Genomic DNA, 19,158 nt, shown 5'->3' with positions numbered 1-19,158 from the left:
TCAGAACACCGATTCGGGTTGCTGGGCTGAACCGTTGCGGTCACCGTCACCCCCGCCGGTGTCACGCCCGCGCTCGGGCATCTGCTGCGGCAAGAGCCACTCGGTCGTGGCTCGCCCGTCATTGGGGTCGGAGGCGCGGCCGCCGTCCGGCAGGATGCCGACCCGCACCAGATCGTCCGGCCGTTCGAGCGGGCTTTCCTCGGCGTCGGCGAGCACGTTGCTCATGAAGCGGGTCCAGATGGGCAGTGCAGCGCGACCGCCACTTTCGCGTCGGCCGAGTTCCCGGTTGTCGTCGAAACCGATCCAGGAAGTCGCCACCAGATCGTCGTTGAAGCCGGCGAACCATGCGTCGCGATAGCTGTTGGTCGTCCCGGTCTTGCCTGCCAGATCGGAGCGGCCGAGTGCCTGCGCGCGGCGACCGGTTCCGGCCTCGATCACGTGGCGCAGCATCTGGCCCATCTGCCAGGCGACCCCGGGTTCCATCACCGGGGCCGGGTCACGGTGCTGCAGCACGGCTTCGCCGGTCGAAAGGGTCAGATCCTGTCCCGGCGGGTTCTCGCAGGGCGTTTCGCAGCTGCGTTCGGCCGGAGCCTGGTACAGCAGCTCGCCGTCGACGGTTTCGATGCGCGAGATGATCCACGGGCTGTTCAGCCGGCCGCCGCTGGCGAATACGCCATAGGCGTTGTTGAGCTGCAGGGGGGTCACCTCACCGGTGCCCAGCACCATTGAAAGGTTACGCGGCTGGCGCTCCGGGTCCAGGCCGAAGCGGGTCAGCTGATCATGGGTGCTTTCCACCCCGATATTGTCCAGCAGGCGGATGGAGGCCAGGTTGCGCGAATGCGCGAGGGCGCTGCGCATCGGGGTGTCGCCCTGAAACTGGCGCGAGTAGTTCTGCGGTCGCCATTCGGCACCCAGTGCCGGGTCGTCGAAGACCATCGGAGCGTCCACCAGGGTGCTGCCGGGACGGTACCCCTCGCGCAAGGCCAGGGCGTAGACCAGCGGCTTGAAGGCCGAGCCCGGCTGGCGACGTGCCTGAACCGCACGGTTGTAGTGGTTCTCGAAGAAGTCGAAGCCCCCGGCGAGGGCCAGGATCGCACCGTCCTGTGGCGCCTGTGCGATCAGCGAACCGGTGACCTCCGGTTTCTGTGCCAGGCGCCAGGGAGCGGTGTCGTGCGGGCGGATGCGGATGACGTCGCCGCGTTCGAAGACCGGAGTGTCCGCCCACTCCAGACTCTCCGGTTCCAGCTCCAGTTCGCCAATACGACCGCCGTCGACGCGGACGTGGCCGTCTTCACCGGTTTCCATGACCACTACGGGGTAGAGCAGGCGCCCGTGCACACCGATCGCCCGCAGCGCGCGTTCACGCGAGTCCGCTGAGGCCATCTGTTCTTCGCTCAGGCGAGTTTCCGGGCCGCGATAACCGTGACGCTCGTCATATTCCAGCAAGCCCTCGCGCAATGCCTGGTTGGCGGCCTCCTGATGCCCGGGGTCGATGGTGGTATGGACCTGCAGCCCCCGCCGGTAGGCCTCGTCACCCCACAGGTTGACCACGATCCGACGTGCGTCCTCCGCCACCCAGTGCGCGTCGACCTCGGTCTGCGCCGTGTGGCGTTCCGAGGCGACCGGGCGTTCGATCGCGCGTTCGTACTCTTCGGTGGAGATGGCGCCGGTGTCCAGCATGCGTCCGAGGACATAGTCGCGGCGGATGCGGGCGCGCTCCGGGCTGGTGACCGGGTTGGTGGTGGAGGGCGCCTTGGGCAGGGCAGCGAGGATCGCGATCTCGTCGATCTCCAGCTCGTCCAGCGAGCGGCCAAAGTACACCCGAGACGCGGCTTCGACCCCGTAGGCCCGCTGACCGAGGTAGATCTTGTTCAGATAGAGTTCCAGGATCTCTTCCTTGTCGAGCTCCTGCTCCAGCCGCACCGCGAGGAAAATCTCGCGCAGCTTGCGTTCGTAGGTGCGGTCGCGCGTCAGAAAGATGTTGCGGGCCAGTTGCATGGTGATGGTGCTGCCGCCCTGGGTTTTCTCGCCGGTACTGACGAGATTGACGGCAGCCCGCGCAAGTCCGAATACGTCGATCCCGGGGTGCTGGAAGAAACGCTCGTCTTCAGCGGCCAGGAATGCCTGGATCACCGGCTCGGGAATTTCGTCGATCTCCAGCGGAATGCGGCGTTCGTCGGCGAATTCGCCCATCAGGCTGCCGTCCGCCGCACGGATCTGGAGCGGCGTCTGCAGGCGGACCTCGCGCACCGCCTCGGCTTCCGGTAAGGTCGGGGCGTAATACGCGTACAGGCCCAGCAGCGCCGCCGAGCCGGCGATCACCAGGGTCAGGGTTACCGCCGCCAGAGCGGTGACAAGCTTCACAATACGGTGCATGACTCTAAATTTTGTGGGGCGAAGGTGAAGGATTGCCTTCAAAGCAATTTGCAACCCTGAAAACGTAATGTATATTAAACAATGTCTAGCATTTCGAGATTGTAACGCTACCAGCTGCAATCATCGGGGTATACAGGGGGATGTGTGCTGACTCTCGGAAAATCCAGGCCCGCCCTGCTGGGCGTTGATGTCAGTTCGGCGGCCGTCAAGGTGCTCGAGCTCGGTCGACATGGAAAGGGATATCGGGTCGAGGCGTTTGCCGTCGAACCGCTCCCGGACGGTGTCATGGTCGACAAGGTCTGCCAGGACACCGAGGCGGTCGGTGCAGCACTTGGACGCGCGGTGAAGCGCTCGGGTTCCCGGCTCAAGCAATGCGCGATGGCCGTGCCTTCCTCGGCCGTGATCACCAAGACCATCCAGCTCTCCGCTTCGCTCAGTGACGCCGAGCTGGAAGGGCAGGTGTTCGTCGAGGCCGATCAGTACATCCCTTACACCCTCGACGAGGTCAATCTCGACTTCCAGGTCCTGGGGCCCAACGAGAAGAACCCGCAGATGAGGGACGTCCTCGTCGTCGCGTCGCGGCGCGAGAACGTCGAATCGCGCATCGCCATCGCCGAGGCCGCCAGGCTGTCGGTGGAGCTCGTCGACGTCGAGGCCTACGCCATAGAGCACGCAGCCGAACGGCTGAGGGAGCAGATCCCCGACCGCGAGAGCAAACCGATGATCGCGATCGTCGATGTCGGTTCGTCGGTTACCGCGGTTTATGTCGTGTCCCAGACCGAGGGCGTCGTCTACACCCGCGAGCAGAACTTCGGCGGTCGCATGCTCACCGAGGAGATCATGCGCCGCTACAACATGAGCTACCAGGAGGCCGGTTCCGCCAAGATGAGCGGCGACCTGCCCGCCGACTATGTCGGCGAGGTCCTGGAGCCGTTCAAGCAGACGATGATGGACCAGATCCAGCGTCTGCTTCAGTACTTCTATGTCACGCGCCCGCAGGACACCATCGATCACGTGCTTCTGGGCGGTGGATGCGCGGCCATCCCCGGCGTGGACGAGATGCTCGAGGAGGTGACCTCCACCCCGGTCTCGGTGGCCAACCCCTTCCGCGGGATGGCTCTGGCACGGCGAATCAATCAGCAGCGCTTCACCAATGATGCGCCGGCCCTGTTGACGGCCTGTGGTCTGGCACTGCGGGGGCATACCTCATGATTAACATTAACCTGCTTCCCTGGCGTGAACGCGCCCGCGAGCAGCGGCGCAAGCAGTTCTTCGTCTCCGCGGGCGTGGCGGCCGTGATCGGCGCCGCGATGGCCTTTGGTGCGTACATGTTCGTGGACTCACAGATCGAGCATCAGGAAGATCGCAATCAGATCCTGGAGGAAGAGATTCGGGAGCTTGATCGCAAGATCGCCGAGATCGAGGACCTGGAGCAAAAGCGTGAGGACCTGATCGCGCGTATGGAGGTCATTCAGACCCTGCAGGCACAGCGCCCCGAGGCCGTCCACCTGTTCGACCAGATGGTCGAGACCCTGCCGGATGGCACCTATGTCAACGAGATCAGTCAGGAGGGCTCGCGCGTCCGCATCCGCGGGTTGTCGGAATCCAATACCCGGATCTCCGCCCTGATGCGCAATCTCGATGAATCGCCGTGGCTTGGGAACTCCGATCTGCAGATTATCGAAACCCGGGACGAGGGCCAGGTCCGGGTGCGTGACTTCCGCCTTGATGCCGAGCAGACCCGACCGGACAACGGCTCGGACAACGGCGACTAGGGAGATGGCCCCATGGATCTGAACAATCTCAAAGAAATCGATCTCAACAACATCGGCGAGGCCCCCTGGGTCGTCAAGGGCTTCCTGCTGCTCGTCATCATCGCGGTCATCCTGGGCCTCGCCTACTATCTGGTGATCGATGACCAGCTTGATGCGCTGGAGCGGGCCGAGGCCGAGGAACAGATGCTGCGCGACGAATTCGAGGACAAGCAGCAGCGCGCGGCCAATCTCGACGACTACCGCGAGCAGCTTGCGGAAATGGAAGACATGTTCGTCGAGCTGCTCGAACTGCTGCCGACCAGCGCGGAGATCCCCAGCCTGCTGGTCGATGTGTCCCAGACCGCGCTGCAGACCGGGCTTGAGATCGAGCTGTTCGAGCCGCGTTCGCATCGCGACCAGGATTTCTACGCCGAGGTGCCGATCCGGCTGCGGCTGCGCGGTGACTACGAGGAACTGGCCGAATTCGTCAGCGGTGTTTCCTCAATGCCGCGCGTCGTCACCATGCATGACATGCGTATCCAGCGCGCCGGCGACTCGGACTTTGACCTGACGATGAACGCCGAGGCACGGACCTACCGCTATCTGGAGGACAACTGATGAGTCGGATCTCTGTCAGCCCCCGGGTGCGGACGCGGGTACGAGTGCTCGCCATCGCGATCCTTGGCGCCGGCTTTCTCGGAGGCTGCGCGCAGGAGAAGAGTGACCTGCACAGTTACATCGCGGAGGTGCACGAGCGACCCGGTGCGGGTATCGAACCGATCCCGACCCTCGAGCCCCACGAACCCTACATCTATCCCGGTCATACCCGCTCTCCCTTCGATTCCAGCGTGATCGAACAGCCCCGGGTCGCTGAGGAGGAAGGCGAGCCGGGCGATGCGGAAATCGATCCTGATCGCCCGCGCGAGTACCTCGAAAGCTACCCCCTCGATTCGCTCACCATGGTAGGCACCCTGGAACGGGACGACATGCAGCTCGCCCTGGTGCGGACTCCGGACCGTTCGGTCCATCAGGTCGCGGTGGGCAACTGGATGGGGGAGAACCACGGGCAGGTCGTCGAGATCACGCCCACGCGCATCGAACTCGTGGAGGTCGTGCCGGACGCCTTCGGCGGACACGAGGAACGCGAGAATTCGATTGCCCTGCGACGGGGCGATGATCGCTAGGATCCCGGGAGAACCATTATGGACATCAAAGCGCGGCTCAAAACCGGCAACAGCAACAGGGGACTGAACATGGGATCTTCCATGCGCGTACTGGCAGGCTCCGTCATGGCGGGACTGCTGTTCATGGCGTCCCAGGGCGTTTCCGCCCAGGAGCTTGAAGACATTCGGGCCGCGAGTATCAGCGGGGACCGCATTCAGGTGAACCTGCAGTTCTCGGATACGCCGCCGGAGGATATCCGCGCCTTCGCGATCGACTCGCCGCCGCGGATCGCCTTCGATCTGCCCGAAGTTGGCAGTGCGCTGCGAGACCGGCAGAAGGAGTTCAATGTCGGGCCCCTGCTGGAGGCCACGGCCGTGGAATCGGGGGAGCGTACCCGCGTGGTGCTGGGACTGACCCAGCCCTCCGAATACCAGACCCGGGTGGACGGTAACAACCTGATCGTCACCCTCGGGCGCGGCGTCACCGAGGCCGATGCCGAGGATGAGGCCGTCGCCGAGCGCGTCGGGGAGACTGAGCCTCGCACCACCCGTTCGGCCCGGCCGCTGGAGTTGACCGACATCGATTTCCGCCGCGGTGATCAGGGTGAAGGCCGTGTGGAGATCGATCTTTCGCGCAGTGGCGCCTCGGTGGATGTGCGCGAACAGGCGGGTCGGATCGAGCTTCAGTTCGACCGGGCGCAGATCGACGAGGAACTGGAACGCCGCCTCAACGTCGTCGACTTCGCCACTCCGGTGAGGACCATCGACACCGTGGCCGAACGAGATCGGGTGCGGCTGGAGGTCGCTACCGAGGGCGAGTATGAGGTGGTCTCCTACCAGAGCGACCGGAAATACGTGCTCGAGGTCGCCCCGCTGACCGAGGCCGAACGCCAGGCGCGTGAGGAAGAGGAACGGGAATTCACGGGTGAGCGCCTGTCGCTGAACTTCCAGGACATCGAAGTGCGTTCGGTGCTCCAGCTGCTGGCCGACTTCACCGACCTGAACATCGTGGTCAGCGATGACGTGGGCGGCAATATCACCCTGCGGCTGAACAACGTGCCGTGGGATCAGGCCCTGGACATCATCATGCAGTCCCGTGGCCTGGACAAGCGGATGGAAGGCAACGTGCTGTTCGTCGGCCCGGCGGAGCAGATCGCGGCGCGCGAACGTCAGCGCATGGAGGCGGAGCGTGACCGTGAGGAACTGGAGACCCTCCGCACGGAGTTCATCCAGATCAATTTCGCGCAGGCGAATCAGATCGCCGAACTGATCCGGGGCGAAGAAGACCGCTTCCTGTCCGAGCGCGGCAGCATGACGATCGACAGCCGGACCAACACCCTGCTGGTGCAGGATACGCAGAACCGCATCGAGGATGTCCGCGAACTGGTGCGCAGCCTGGATGTGCCGGTGCAGCAGGTTCTGGTCGAGACGCGGATCGTGATCGCCGAGGACAGCTTTAACCGTGACCTGGGGGCACGTTTCGGAGTGACGGGAACGCGCACCCGGGGGCAGACCGAGGCTGCCGGCACCGGGTCTATTGATGGCGCCGATGCCGCCCGCGGCGGGTCGCCCGCGGATGCGGCTCTTGCCGACCGCCTGGGTTCGTCCCTGCCGGCGGATGCCGCCAACCGCGGGGAGTTCGGCTTCAGTATCCTGCGGCGCGGTCTCCTGCTGGACCTGGAGCTGTCCGCTCTGCAGGCCGAGGGTCGTGGCGAGATCATCTCCTCGCCGCGTGTGGTGACCACCAACGGTCAACCAGCGCTGATCGAGCAGGGTCAGGATATCCCGATCATCGTTCAGGACGAGGCCGGGAACCCGAATACCGAGCTGGTCGAGGCCTATCTGGCGACCGAGGTGACTCCGCAGATCACGCCCAATGGCAACGTGATCATGGATATCCGCGTGACCAAGGATGAGCCGGGTGACGTGGTCTTCGATGACGTGACCATCAACCGCCGCGCGGTGGAGACCCAGGTCTTCGTGGGTGACGGCGAAACCGTGGTCCTCGGCGGGGTGTACGAGATCGACAGCTCGGAGCAGGTGCAGGAGGTTCCGTTCCTGGCGGACATCCCGTTCCTGGGGAACTTCTTCCGCAACCGCTCCAGTTCCGAGCAGAAGGCGGAGTTGCTGGTCTTCGTGACGCCGCGCATCCTCGATTGATGCGCCAGCTCCCGGCCCTGCGCCGGGGTGCCAGCGAACCCGGGGTCCACGGATCCCGGGTTTTTTTTGGCCCGGACTCCCGGTAGCCTGCCTGCATGCAAAACATAGTCCTGGTGGGGCCCATGGGGGCCGGCAAGAGCACGATCGGGCGTGGACTGGCAGGCCTGCTGCGCCGTCCGTTCCACGACACCGATGACGAGATCCGCAGGCGTACCGGGGTCGATATCCCGACGATCTTCGAGTTCGAGGGCGAGGAGGGTTTCCGCCGGCGCGAGAGTGCGGTTCTGGACTCGTTGCTGGAGAGCGAGGGCATTGTGCTGGCCACCGGGGGCGGGATCGTGGAACGCCCGGAGAACCGTGAACGCCTGCGGGATGCGTTCGTGATCTACCTGCGGGTGCCGGTGGAGGAGCAGTTCCGCCGTACGCGCCGGACCCGGAACCGGCCGCTGCTCACTCAGGCGGAGGACCCCCGGGCGCGGCTGCAGGCGCTGTTCGAGCGGCGTGATCCGCTTTACCAGGAGGTGGCGGACATGGTCCTCGAGGGCCACGGGCGCCGGGTGCGCGATGCGGTCAACGGCGTATGTTCGGCCCTGCGGATGAAGCGCCCGGATCTGTGCGAGCCGCGCACAGGGACGGAATAGTCGGCATCAGTGGCGGGTCTGGCCGCCTCCGTCCGGCATGAAGACGCCCTGCGGATCCGGGTTGGCCCGTCGCCCGTGGGAGGCGTGATGAAACATCAGCCGCCACTCTCCGGGTCCCTGATCGGCCGTCCGGCGCCAGGTCTGGCTGAGCAGCAGGGTACCGGTCGGGGCGACATCGCCCGGGCGGGTGATGGCCTCTTCGATCACCAGCCCGAGACTGTCGGCACCCTCGCATCGTCCCACGACCCGGGGCTCGATGCCGATGTTCAGCTCGCGCGAAAACACCAGCAGCCAGCTTTCCATGACTTCGGTGGTGCCGCGGTGCGCCCGGGGGCTGCCGGGATGAATGCAGATGATGTCCGGCCGGTCGGCCCACAGATCCATCATGCGTTCGATGTCCGCCTCGCGGAACGCCCGGTAGTAGGCAGCCATGCAGGCCTCAACGGCATCCCCCGCCATCAGTGGACACTCCGGCGGTTGCGGCGCGCCCGGGTGGCCGGGTCGGGACTGGCGTGGTGTAGCACCATGCGCCAGCTCCGGCCGTCGAAGCGGTAGGCATTGGTCGCGAGCACGACACCGCGCAGCTCGCCGCCCATGTACAGGTGCTCGTGCAGGGCGTGAGTGACCAGCCCTTCGCCGGCGAAGACGCTGCGACCGGAGCGCCGGATCACGGTGTCTTCCATGTTCACGAGGATATCGTCCCAACTGTCCATCACCAGTTCGATCCCCTGCAGGCGCTCACCGCCGGGATGGATGCACACGCAATCAGGCCCGTCCATCCAGACCGCGCGCATGGCCTCCGGGTCACCGGCTTCGAACGCGCCGTAAAAAGCTTCTTCGGCGGCTTCGGGGGAGGAAAACTTCGCCATGGCCATCCTGTCCTTTGTTGCGCCCGCCCGGGGCGATCCTGGATCGGAATTCTTGCAGTGCCGGGCGCTCGCGGCGAATTCTGCCAGTAACCGCACCGTTGAGGATACGGCGAACCCCGGCGGTGCTGGTCGCCTGCGGCGGTGACCGTCACAATGACGCGTCCATGCGACCCCGCCCAACGCGAACGGAGCCCTGCCCATGGCCCGCATCCTGACCACCGGCATCGTCACCCTTGATCACGTACTGGATGTCGCTACCTATCCCGCCGAGGACGCCGAGGTGCGCGCGGTCGCGAGTCGCACCCGGCCCGGTGGCAACGCGGCGAACACCGCCGTTCTGCTGGCGCAGTTCGGGCACCGGCCGGAACTGGCCGCGGTGGTGGCGGACGGGGCCGCCGGTGACGACCTGATCCGGCGTCTGCGCGAGCGGGGCATCCCGGATGGCCATCTGGTCCGCCGGCCGGGGGCGACGCCGACCTCGCATATCCTGCGCGCCCGCGACACGGGTTCGCGCACCATCGTGCATCATCGTGATCTGCCCGAACTGGCGGCGGAGGACCTGCGCGGCGTCGCCTGGGAGGAATACGACTGGCTGCATTTCGAGGGACGCAACCCGGAGGTCCTGGCCCGGGTACTGGCCACGGTGCGCGACTGCGTGTACGACGCCCCGGTCTCGCTGGAGCTGGAGAAGCCCCGCGACGGGCTGGAGGCCTGCATCCCGTTCGCCGACATCCTGATGGTCTCGCGCGACTGGGCGCAGGCGCGAGCTGAGGGCCTCGGGGTCGGCGACGAGCCGGCGGCGGGCTGCGAGGCGGCCCTGCGGGCCCTGATGGAGGAACACCCGGAGGCCATCATCACCGTCACCGGCGGCCCCGCCGGTGCCTGGATCGGGTTCCGCGGCCGCGTGGAGCACTGCGCGCCGACGCCGGGGCTCACGGTGATCGACAGTGTGGGCGCCGGGGACGCCTTCAACGCCGGGCTGATCGACGCCATCGCCTCCGGGGAGCCGCCGGAGCGTGCCCTGGTCGCCGCCGTGCGTCTGGCCGAACGCAAGCTGGCGCAGGACGGCCTCGAAGGGCTGGCCCGGGCCTGACGCCGGGGCTGGTTCGGACCCGATCCGGGGCGAGCCGCGGCCTCCCCGGTCCTGCGGGATCATCGCACCGGCCGGGTCGGCTCCAGCCGAAGCCCGCGGACCTCGCCGCGGGCCCCGGCGGTCTGCAGGGATTCGGCCCATGGCGACTGGCGGGCGGGCTGGCCGTTGATTTGTTCCACGGTGGTGCCCCGGCGGCGTGGCAGCCAGGGCCCGGCCATCAGCCCGCGCAAAGCGCCGACGATGCGGTGTTCCCAGTCGGCCGGCTCGATGCGCGTGACATCGGCCGGCCAGATGAACAGCTGTCGCCCGGAGGCCGTGAGGTAGATCGCGGGACGCCCGTCCACCAGCGCGACCAGCGCGCCGGCGACGCGACGCAGCCGCCGCTGCGCACCCGGGGGCGGCTCGGGCCAGGCCAGCAGCGAGCCCCAGGGCTGGGCCGGATCCACGGCCGCCAGCCAGCACGCCTCGTCGGCTTCACTGGCGCCGGACCCGGAGCTCTCCAGCGAACGCAGTCGGTCGACCACGCCGGCGCGCGCGAACTGGGCCCCCGTCAGCCCCTCGACGAAATGCCCGCGTCGCAGCTTGCCGGCGTCCTCCATCGCGCGGCACACGGGATAGATGCGACCGAACCCGCCCGGCGACTCCTCCGCCCGCGCCATCTCGCGACTGACCACGCCGTAGCGCGCGAGCAGCACCTCGGTGCGGTCGCGGGCGCGTTCGGTGATCTCGATGGTCGGGTCCACCAGATCGCTCACCCGCGACCAGCGTCCGCCCGCGATGCCTGCCTGCCCCCGATCCGGCCCCCTGCCGGCACCCCGTCCGGCGCCACGTCCGGGCCCCCGGCGGCCGCGCGTCGCGGTGGATCGCCCGCGCTGGCCGAGGCCACGCAGCGGGGCCACCGTGTCGTTGGTGATCAGGCCGGACCATACGCAGTCCCACAGCGCCGCCTCGATGGCGGCCGCCGGGGCCTCGGGTACGGCCTCGCGCGCCGCGCGCTCGAGCTCCATGTAGAAGCAGGCCCCGCGCCGGTCGAGGGCGTCGAGGATCGCGCGCCTCAGGCGGGCCTCGCTGTCGCCGTCGATCCCGGAATCGCCGTCCTCGGTCGATGCGTCCGGGCACGCGTCCGCGTCGGGCGCTGCGGCCGCTGGTTCCAGCAGCGCTCCGGCGTGTTCCCGCCGCAGGAACATCACCCGCCCGTCGCGCTGGCCCAGTGCCCCGCAGCCGACCCAGACAAAGGCCCCGGTGGCCGTGGCCAGGTCCAGCTGTTCCAGCGAGAAGCCCTGCAGCCGCATCGGCAGCACCTGTCCGGTCCAGGCCGACCAGGGCAGGGCGATGCCCTCCAGCTGCGCCAGCACCTCGTGCAGGGCCTCGGTCCCGCGCCCCGGTCGGGTAATCCCCTGCCACTGCGGCAGGAAACGCCCCAGGGTGCCGGCGTCCACCGCGGCGGCCTCCTCGCGCAGCTGCGCCAGGGTGCGGCGCTTGAGCCGGCGCAGCACGTCGGTATCGCACCATTCCTCGCCGTGGCTGCCGGGCCGGATCGCCCCGCGCAGCAGGCGCCCGGCCGCTTCCAGCACCTCCAGTACCGGGCGCACGGCGGCCTCCGGCAGACCGTAGCGGGCGGCGGGCTGTTCCGCGCGGAACGGGCCGCGATTGCGGGCGTAGCGGATCAGCAGCTGTTCCAGCGGCCGTGCCGGCGCTTGCAGAAAGCTGCCCGGCAGACCCGGCGGCGGCACCACGCCCGCGGCATCGCGGTACAGTGCGGCGTCCTCCGCTGCGATCCAGCGCGGCTCGCCGCCGATGTTTACGCGCACCGCACGCAGCCCGTCCTGCAGCTGCTGCAGCCACGGCCCGGGAGGCGCCTCGCAGGCCGCGGCCAGCTCCGCCTCGCTGCGGTCGCCGAGGCGGCGCAGCAGGTCGTGCAGTTCGTCCGGGTCGGTGGCGCGGGTGCCCGGCGCGGTACGGGCCAGTTCCGCCTCCAGCGCCGCCAGGGCCCCGGGGTCGATCAGCTCGCGCAGTTCCGCCTGGCCCAGCAGTTCCGCCAGCATCCCGCGGTCCAGGGTCAGCGCCTGGGCCTTGCGTTCGGCCACCGGGGCATCCTGCTCGTAGATCCACGCCGCCACCCATGCCGAGACCAGGCTGCGGGCGAATGGCGAGGCGCGCGGCGTCTCCACCTCGTGCACCCGGATCTCGCGCTGCTGCACCCGCTCCAGCAGGTCGCGCAGGGCCTCCATGTCGAACACGTCCGCCAGCAGCTGGCGGTAGGTCTCCAGCACCACCGGGAACTGCGCATGCTGCTGCACCGTGGCCAGCAGCTGCTGGGCCTTCAGGCGCTGGGCCCACAGCGGGGTGCGCTGTCCGGGCCGGTTGCGCACCAGCAGCAGGGCGCGGGCGGCGTTCTCGCGGAACAGCGCGGCGAAGCGGCTGGAGCCGGCCGCCTCGCGGGTGACGAGCTCCTCCACCGTGTCCGGGTCGGGGAACAGCGTCGCCGGATCCGGCAGATCCTCGCGATCCGCCAGCCGCAGCACGATGCCGTCGTCGGTGTACATCACCTGGGCCTCGCCCTCGGCGCTGACGCTCAGCTCCGCCTGCAGGGCCATGGCCCACGGGGCGTGCACCCGCGCGCCGAACGGTGACAGGATGCACACCCGCCAGTCGCCCAGTTCGTCGCGGAAGCGTTCCACCACGATGCGCCGGTCGGAGGGTACCGCGCCGGCGGCCTCCATCTGCTCGCCGATGTACTCCGCGAGCTCGTCGGCGGCGGCCGGCGACAGCGGCGCGTTGCGGCAGAGCCAGTCGCTGCGCGCGGCCGGCTCCAGCCGCGCCAGGGTCTCCGCGGCGGCGCCGATGGCGCGCCCCAGTTCCACCGGACGGCCGGGGCCGTCGCCGTGCCAGAACGGCAGCTTGCCGGCCTCGCCGGGGGCGGGCGAGACCAGCACGCGATCGCGGGTGATCGCCTCCACGTGCCAGGTGCTCGCGCCCAGGGTCAGGTTCTCGCCGGTCTTCAGCTCGAAGACCATCTCCTCGTCCAGTTCGCCGATGCGCGGGCCGCCTTCGCCGGCATGCACCGCGTACAGCCCGCGATCGGGGATGGTTCCGGCGTTCAGGCGGGCAGCCATGGCCGCGCCGCGCCGCGGGGTCAGCTCGTCGCGCGCGCGGTCCCAGGCCAGCCACGGGCGCAGATCCGCCAGTTCGGTCCCGGGCAGGTTGCCGGCGAGCATGTCCAGGGTGGCCTCCAGCAGGCCGCGGCCGAGATCGCGCCATGGTGCGGCCCGGGTGACCACGGCGTGCAGCTCGTCCACCGTGCGCGGCTGCTCGCAGACCATGGCCACCAGCTGCTGGGCCAGTACGTCCAGCGGGCGACGGGGCATCTGCAGGGGTTCCAGCGCCCCGGCGTGCATGCGCTGGCCGATCACCGCGCATTCCAGCAGATCGCCGCGATAGCGCGGCAGCATCAGCGAGCGCGACACCTGGCCGACCCCGTGGCCGGCGCGCCCGGCCCGCTGCAGCCCGCGCGACACCGCACCCGGCGACTCGACCATGACCACCAGGTCCACGGCCCCCATGTCGATGCCCAGCTCCAGCGAGCTGGTGGCGATGATCCCGCGCAGGTGGCCGGTCTTCAGCCGACCCTCGATCTCGGCCCGCCGGCCATGCGATACGCTGCCGTGGTGGGCGGCGACCAGGTCCTCCGGGTTGTCTTCGTCGCAGCGTTCCCGCCATGCCTCGTTGATGCGCTGCACCAGGCGTTCGCACAGGCCTCGGCTGTTGACGAACACGATGGTCGAACGATGCGCGAGGATGGCCTCCAGCAGGCGCGGTTCCAGACTGGCGGCGCGCCCGCCCTGCGGCCCCGTCACCGCCGGGCCGGGCGGGCTGCTCGTTGCCTGCCGGCCCGCGCCCTGCTGCCAGGCCTGGCCGAGCAGCGAGCCGCCCGCGATCGGCGGGGCTTCGGAGCGGGTCTTATCGTCGGTTTCGTTCGGGTCCGAGGCCGGAGTCCCGGGGTCGGACGCGGACGCCGTCTCCTCCGGAGTGACGATCTCCAGATCCAGCCGCGGCGCTTCGGCGGCATCCACGACCTGCACCTCGCGGTCGCCGCCGAGGAACTGTTGTGCGACCTCGACCGGGTGCACCGTGGCGGACAGGCCGATACGCTGCGGATCCCGCGCGCAGCGTTCGCTCAGGCGTTCCAGCGACAGCGCCAGATGGGCGCCGCGCTTGCTGCCGGCCAGGGCATGCACTTCGTCGACGATCACCGTATCCACCGTTTCCAGGGTCGCGCCGGCGCGCGAGCCCAGCAGCAGGTAAAGCGATTCCGGGGTGGTGACCAGGATGTCGCCCGGCTCGTGCGCCTGACGCCGCCGCTCCGCCTGCGGCGTGTCGCCGGTGCGGATGTCCACGCGCGGGGTGACGACGGGCCGGCCCTGGCGTGCGGCGGTATGGGTGATGCCGGTCAGCGGCGCGCGCAGGTTGCGTTCCACGTCGGCCGCGAGCGCCTTCAGCGGCGAGACATACAGCACGCGGTAGCCGGGCGTGATTTCTGCTGCGGTGTGCTCCGGATCCGGGACCCATTCCGGGGGCTGTTCCTGCATCCGCCGGTCGAGTGCGTCGAGGAACGCGGCCAGGGTCTTGCCGCTGCCGGTGGGGGCGATCAGCAGGGCGTGCCGGCCTTCGCGGATGACCGGCCAGCCGGCGCTCTGGATCGCGGTGGGGGTGCCCAGGGCCTCCCGGAACCAGGCATCGGTCGCCGGCCCGAAGGGCGTGCTCATCGAGCAGTGTTTCCCTAGGCGTGGCCGACGGTGGTGTCGGTGCTGGCATGGAAGTACTCGCTGTCGCGGGCCAGTTCGTCGACCAGCTCGTGCAGCATGGCCAGGCGGCTCTCGGCATCGGAGAACGGCGAGCATTCCTCGCAGCGCACGTCGCCGCAGGGCTGGCGGCTGTACAGCCAGAAGTGCACCGCGCCGGCCAGCAGGCCGTCGGCGACATCGCCGGTGTCCACCGCGTCACCGTCCTCGGCAAGGCGGTTGGCCAGGTCGATCAGGCGGCGCGCGGCGTTGTTGTAGCTCTCTTCGGGGCTGTCGTTCTCGTTCATCTTGTATCGGCTCGCGTTGGCGTTGGGGACCCGGGAGGTCATCTCCGCGGGTCCGCGCGCCAGTTTACCGGGAATTGGCCAGCGACCGAAGGAACAGCGGGATGCGGCGTTCCTCGGGCGAGAGCCCGCCGTGTGCGCCACGGAAGAACGGGCCTTCGTCGTCGGCCGGCGGGTCCACCAGGTAGGCGTCGGCCGCGGGCAGGAGGAGGTAGTCGCCGGCGCGGGCCCGCAGCTCCGGGTGTTCCGGTCCGGGGCCGAGGGTGGGGGCCAAGGTGTCGCCGGCCATCCAGGCCTCGCGCGGCAGCAGGGCGATATCGTCGCCGAAGCTCTGCGCGACGGCGGCCTCGAACGCGGCTTCGCGGCCTTCGCGCACGTGGGCCAGCGCGGCGCGCGGTTCGCCGGTCAGGCGGTGCCGCAGGCAGTCCTGCACCGCCGGGGCCTCGCGCAGATCGAGACGGCGCTCCACCGGGCGCATGCCGTGGTCGGCGGTGGTCAGCATCACCGCGTCGGTCCCGGCGAGCTGGGCGCAGGTGGCGGTGTAGGCGAGATCCAGCTGTTTCAGGTGGTGTTCCACCTCGGGACTGTCGGGACCGTATTCGTGGCCGAGGTGATCCAGCTCCGACCAGTAGACGTAGGTGAAATGCGGCCCCGGATGCGCGCGTACATGGGCGGCCACGCGCGCCGGCAGGTCGCTGATGCCGTCGAAGCCGACAAACCCCGCACCCTCGCTCATCATTCGGTTGTAGGGGGAGTGGCCGATCCACTTCGGGCCGATGAAGGTGCTGGCACAGCCAAGGCGGTCGATCAGCCGGTCCGGTCGCACCCGGGCGGCGAGTTCGCGATGGTCCAGGCGCGTGGCCTGATCATCGGCGCCGCGTTCCTCCGCCATCAGCACGGTCAGGGTGCGCGCGGTTTCGGCCAGTCGGGTGTGCCAGCCGAGCAGCCCGTGGTGCGCCGGGTGCCGGCCGGTGAGGATGCTGGTGATCGCGGTGGCCGTGGTGCTGGGGAACACCGTCTCCAGCGTGGCGTGGTGGTCGGCCTGCATCAGGGGGGTGTGCCGCCGGTAGTCGTCGGCGAAGCCGTCGATCAGCCACAGCACCACGTGGGTATCCGGGCCCAGGGCCGGGTCGAGCCCCGCCAGGGCGCCGGCAGGTTCCGGCGCGTCCGGATTGAGGGCCGCCTCGATGCGCCCCAGCAGGTCCATCAGCCCCGGCCCGTCGTGGCGGGCGCGCAGGACCTCGGTGATGGACATCAGGCCTTTGCGCCGCCGTCACCGCCCTCGCACGGGGGGGAGTCGGCTACCTTGCCGGCGCGCTCGAACCACTGATCGGGGTCCAGGGTATGCAATGCCAGGGCGTGGACCCCGCCGGCGAGTTCGTCGGCGAGGGTGCGGTTCACCATGCGATGGCGTGCGACGAGTTTCTGGTCGCGGAAGTCTTCGGAGACGATGGTGACCTTGAAATGCGACTCCGAGCCCGGGGGCACGTTGTGCATGTGGCTCTCGTTCACCACCTCCAGATGCTCGGGCGTAAAGCTCTCCTCCAGCTTCCGGGTAATGGTCTCCTGCATGCTCATCGGTGACTCCAGTGCTTCAATTGACGGAATATCCTGCTCAGTCTGACGTGTCGCTCCCGCATGTCCAGATCCTTCGCGGGCGGCATGGCTGCGTTCTGCAGTGGACGAGCCGGCGGCCGATTTCGCTCTGGCAGTGCGGCCCGCGGGTTTCGGAACGGGGTCAGTCGGTGGGTGTCTCGATGACGGCATCCAGCGGGTTGTCTTCCGGCAATGCGTGCATGCGACCCTCGCGAAGTTCGTGAGCCACCCCCTGCAGGCTGTGGCGGCGGGCGTGTACGCCGTCCAGCGACAGGAAGAAGAATCGCCGCGTGGCGTCACCGCGCCAGATCAGGGCCAGGCGTACGGGATTCTGGCCCTCGTCATCGGTGAACTCGAACCAGTCCCCCACGTCGAGCCCGATCGCGGCGAACACATAGTCATCGTCGAGATCCTGCTCCAGGGCCGGATCGTCGTCCTCGTAGCGTACGGATTCTCGTATCCGCAGGCGGGCGCGCGGATCAAAACGCGGGGTGTCCTCGCCGGCGCGCAGGCAATAAAGATGGGCCTTGCCCAGGTGCTGTACCAGATCGCGGATGCGATCTTCGGCCAGTCCGGCCGCACTTGCGTGCTGTTTCGTTTCAGCCACGAGCGGGTTCACCTCGGCGGCGCTGGCCATCTTGCAGATGTGACGCACGACCTGACGCAGTACGCGGTGCAGGGCCTCGCCCGCTTCGCCGGCGTCGTGTTCCGTGGCCAGTACGGTCTCCCACGACTGGAAGATCTCCTCTGCCGCGGATTCCGGCAGATCTGCCCCGGTCTCCAGTGCGGCGAGGGCCAGGTTGCGGCGCGCCTGTTCGGCCCACTCCTCGGCATTGGGCAGATCGACCTGCATGACCTGGCGCTCATGCCAGAGCGCATCCTCGGCTTCCACGCGGTCGAGAAACTGGTTCAGCAGCACCTCGGCACCGTCACGGTCCAGGCGGTCGGCCTGATTGCGCAGCTGTTCAACGGACTTGCGGATGTGTGCCAGATAGCGCTCGACATCTTCGCTCTCGGCACCGGATTCCGGGTTGATGCGCATGGCCACGTTGATCAGGCTGCCGATCCACAGGCGCAGGGGATGCGAACGGTCACGGAAGAAGCCGAGATCATGGATCACCGTGGTGGCCAGCGGGTACTGCATTTCGCTGATCACGGCGCGCACGGCAGGGTTGAAGCCCACCTCGCGAAAGATGTGGTCGAATAGCCCTTGCAACAGGTCGAGGATGAAGGGTGCCAGATCGGCGCGCGCATCCGGTCGGTCCTCCGGTGCCACGAACGCCGTCACCGGGGTGCCGCTTGACGTCGCCTCCGTATTTGCCCCGGCCTGCCGGAATACGGGCGACTGCCGCATGTTCAACGCCCAGGCGGCCCACTGCGCCGGGTCGGCCTCGGTGTCGGGCATGCGCACGGTTTCCGCATCGTCGGCGTTGCGGGTCGAAGGGCGCCAGACCGCGTCGGGTTCGGGCTGGTTTTCGGTGTCCTTTTCCGTCCGTGATTCGCGGGCGCCGGCCAGGCGCTTCCACGAGGAATTGCGGCGCAGATTGGCCGTGGACTCCGGGTCGGCCTGCGGCGTGGTGACCAGCCCGCACTGCTCGATGGCCTCCACCACGAAGGCCAGCGTGGGTGCCCCGATTTTCTGGATGCAGTCCAGATAGGAGCGCATCAGATCCAGCGTCATCTCGGACTGGCCGAAGTAGAGTTCGCCGACCTCGATCAGGCGTTCGTACCAGTGCAGAGGGGACCATGGGGCCCAGTTGGGATATTCGAAGCGGTTTTTTTCCTGTGCGGCCTGCGAGAAAACAAAGAACGAATAGCGGTGGTTCTGGCGTACCGCCCCCTCGAGTCGGTGACGCAGGGACCGTCGGGTGGACTGGTAATCGTCCAGGATGGCGAGACCGTCATCGTCGTCGGCGAACGTGACGCCGGAGAATTCGTATTGCGGGGGGTAATCGCTTGTCCGGAAATCCTCCATGAGGTTTTCGCCAAAGTCGTCCTGAACCCGCTGCTCGAAAAGGCGGAAGTCGTTGGCCCACATCAGGGGGTTCTGGCTGGAGTTTCCCCAGGATCGCCCCGCCTCCCACTCGGTTCGGGTGGTTTCCAGGCAGCGGCTCAGATGCTCCCGCACCCGCGGAACGATCATCTCGGCCAGCTGTTCGCGTTGCACGATCGAGAGCCCGCCCATGCCGGTCCATTTGCCGGAGGGGGAGAGGCCATGACTGGAAGTTCCGAGAGTGGGTTCCCGGTCGAGGGACATAAATCAGCTCCGGTGTTCCGCGAGGGCTATGGGCGTGATATTGCGCTTATTGTCACCCAGGAGGTCTCAATTTGCACCGGGCGGGGGGTGCTGAGGCCATGGGTGCACAGGAAGGGGGTTTCAGGGTGGTCGGCGTGGCCGATCAACGATAAGGTTAGGATTT

The 19,158-nt window shown here is 68.2% G+C and carries 15 protein-coding genes; 7 read left to right on the top strand and 8 right to left on the bottom strand.

The window, feature by feature from the left end:
• Entirely contained in the window at positions 1 to 2,376 is a 2,376-nt protein-coding gene (locus D571_RS0106395; protein ID WP_018935846.1) for a penicillin-binding protein 1A, read from the bottom strand.
• A 144-nt stretch (positions 2,377 to 2,520) separates the two neighbouring features.
• Between D571_RS0106395 and D571_RS0106390 the strand changes: the two genes are divergently transcribed.
• The 6 genes from D571_RS0106390 to D571_RS0106365 all read left to right on the top strand — a co-directional run bounded on the left by D571_RS0106390 (position 2,521) and on the right by D571_RS0106365 (position 8,094).
• Positions 2,521 to 3,588 (top strand): pilus assembly protein PilM, encoded by a 1,068-nt coding sequence (locus tag D571_RS0106390; RefSeq protein WP_026287645.1) that lies wholly within the window; start codon positions 2,521 to 2,523, stop codon positions 3,586 to 3,588.
• Entirely contained in the window at positions 3,585 to 4,151 is a 567-nt protein-coding gene (locus D571_RS0106385; protein WP_018935844.1) for a PilN domain-containing protein, read from the top strand. The genes D571_RS0106390 and D571_RS0106385 overlap by 4 nt, the downstream gene beginning before the upstream one ends.
• A 12-nt stretch (positions 4,152 to 4,163) precedes the next feature.
• Positions 4,164 to 4,748: a type 4a pilus biogenesis protein PilO gene (locus tag D571_RS0106380; RefSeq protein ID WP_018935843.1), complete on the top strand. Its 585-nt coding sequence runs from the start codon at positions 4,164 to 4,166 to the stop codon at positions 4,746 to 4,748.
• Positions 4,748 to 5,314 (top strand): pilus assembly protein PilP, encoded by a 567-nt coding sequence (locus D571_RS0106375; protein WP_018935842.1) that lies wholly within the window; start codon positions 4,748 to 4,750, stop codon positions 5,312 to 5,314. The genes D571_RS0106380 and D571_RS0106375 overlap by 1 nt, the downstream gene beginning before the upstream one ends.
• Positions 5,315 to 5,332: 18 nt before the next feature.
• The gene (pilQ, locus tag D571_RS0106370; RefSeq protein WP_018935841.1) at positions 5,333 to 7,453 is read left to right on the top strand and encodes a type IV pilus secretin PilQ; all 2,121 of its coding nucleotides are present in this window, start codon (positions 5,333 to 5,335) and stop codon (positions 7,451 to 7,453) included.
• A gap of 95 nt (positions 7,454 to 7,548) precedes the next feature.
• The gene (locus D571_RS0106365; protein ID WP_026287644.1) at positions 7,549 to 8,094 is read left to right on the top strand and encodes a shikimate kinase; all 546 of its coding nucleotides are present in this window, start codon (positions 7,549 to 7,551) and stop codon (positions 8,092 to 8,094) included.
• A 6-nt stretch (positions 8,095 to 8,100) separates the two neighbouring features.
• Here D571_RS0106365 and D571_RS0106360 read toward each other — a convergent pair whose 3' ends face one another.
• Positions 8,101 to 8,553 carry a nuclear transport factor 2 family protein gene (locus D571_RS0106360; RefSeq protein WP_018935839.1) on the bottom strand — a complete coding sequence of 151 codons (453 nt, stop codon included), beginning with the start codon at positions 8,551 to 8,553 and terminating at the stop codon, positions 8,101 to 8,103.
• Entirely contained in the window at positions 8,553 to 8,963 is a 411-nt protein-coding gene (locus D571_RS0106355; protein ID WP_018935838.1) for a nuclear transport factor 2 family protein, read from the bottom strand. The genes D571_RS0106360 and D571_RS0106355 overlap by 1 nt, the downstream gene beginning before the upstream one ends.
• A gap of 199 nt (positions 8,964 to 9,162) precedes the next feature.
• Between D571_RS0106355 and D571_RS0106350 the strand changes: the two genes are divergently transcribed.
• Positions 9,163 to 10,056 (top strand): PfkB family carbohydrate kinase, encoded by an 894-nt coding sequence (locus D571_RS0106350; protein ID WP_018935837.1) that lies wholly within the window; start codon positions 9,163 to 9,165, stop codon positions 10,054 to 10,056.
• 59 nt (positions 10,057 to 10,115) lie between these two features.
• On the opposite strand, the gene D571_RS0106345 is transcribed toward D571_RS0106350, so the two are convergent.
• The 5 genes from D571_RS0106345 to D571_RS0106325 all read right to left on the bottom strand — a co-directional run bounded on the left by D571_RS0106345 (position 10,116) and on the right by D571_RS0106325 (position 18,995).
• A complete protein-coding gene (locus D571_RS0106345; protein ID WP_018935836.1) occupies positions 10,116 to 14,822 on the bottom strand; it encodes a DEAD/DEAH box helicase in 4,707 nt (1,568 codons plus the stop codon).
• A gap of 14 nt (positions 14,823 to 14,836) precedes the next feature.
• Complete coding sequence (locus tag D571_RS0106340; RefSeq protein ID WP_026287643.1) at positions 14,837 to 15,145, bottom strand: hypothetical protein; 309 nt, start codon at positions 15,143 to 15,145, stop codon at positions 14,837 to 14,839.
• A gap of 64 nt (positions 15,146 to 15,209) precedes the next feature.
• Positions 15,210 to 16,397 (bottom strand): alkaline phosphatase family protein, encoded by a 1,188-nt coding sequence (locus D571_RS0106335; RefSeq protein WP_018935834.1) that lies wholly within the window; start codon positions 16,395 to 16,397, stop codon positions 15,210 to 15,212.
• Positions 16,397 to 16,720 (bottom strand): BolA family transcriptional regulator, encoded by a 324-nt coding sequence (locus D571_RS0106330; RefSeq protein ID WP_018935833.1) that lies wholly within the window; start codon positions 16,718 to 16,720, stop codon positions 16,397 to 16,399. Before D571_RS0106330 ends, D571_RS0106335 begins: the two co-directional genes overlap by 1 nt.
• A gap of 160 nt (positions 16,721 to 16,880) precedes the next feature.
• On the bottom strand, positions 16,881 to 18,995 hold the full coding sequence (locus D571_RS0106325; protein WP_026287642.1) for a DUF1631 family protein: 2,115 nt from the start codon (positions 18,993 to 18,995) through the stop codon (positions 16,881 to 16,883).
• Between the last annotated feature and the right edge of the window lie 163 nt (positions 18,996 to 19,158).

The sequence above is a fragment of the Thioalkalivibrio sp. ALJ24 genome, from assembly GCF_000377785.1.
Lineage (GTDB): Bacteria > Pseudomonadota > Gammaproteobacteria > Ectothiorhodospirales > Ectothiorhodospiraceae > Thioalkalivibrio.
Note: the sequence above shows the minus strand (reverse complement) of the source record. Positions and strands in the feature narration are given on the sequence as shown.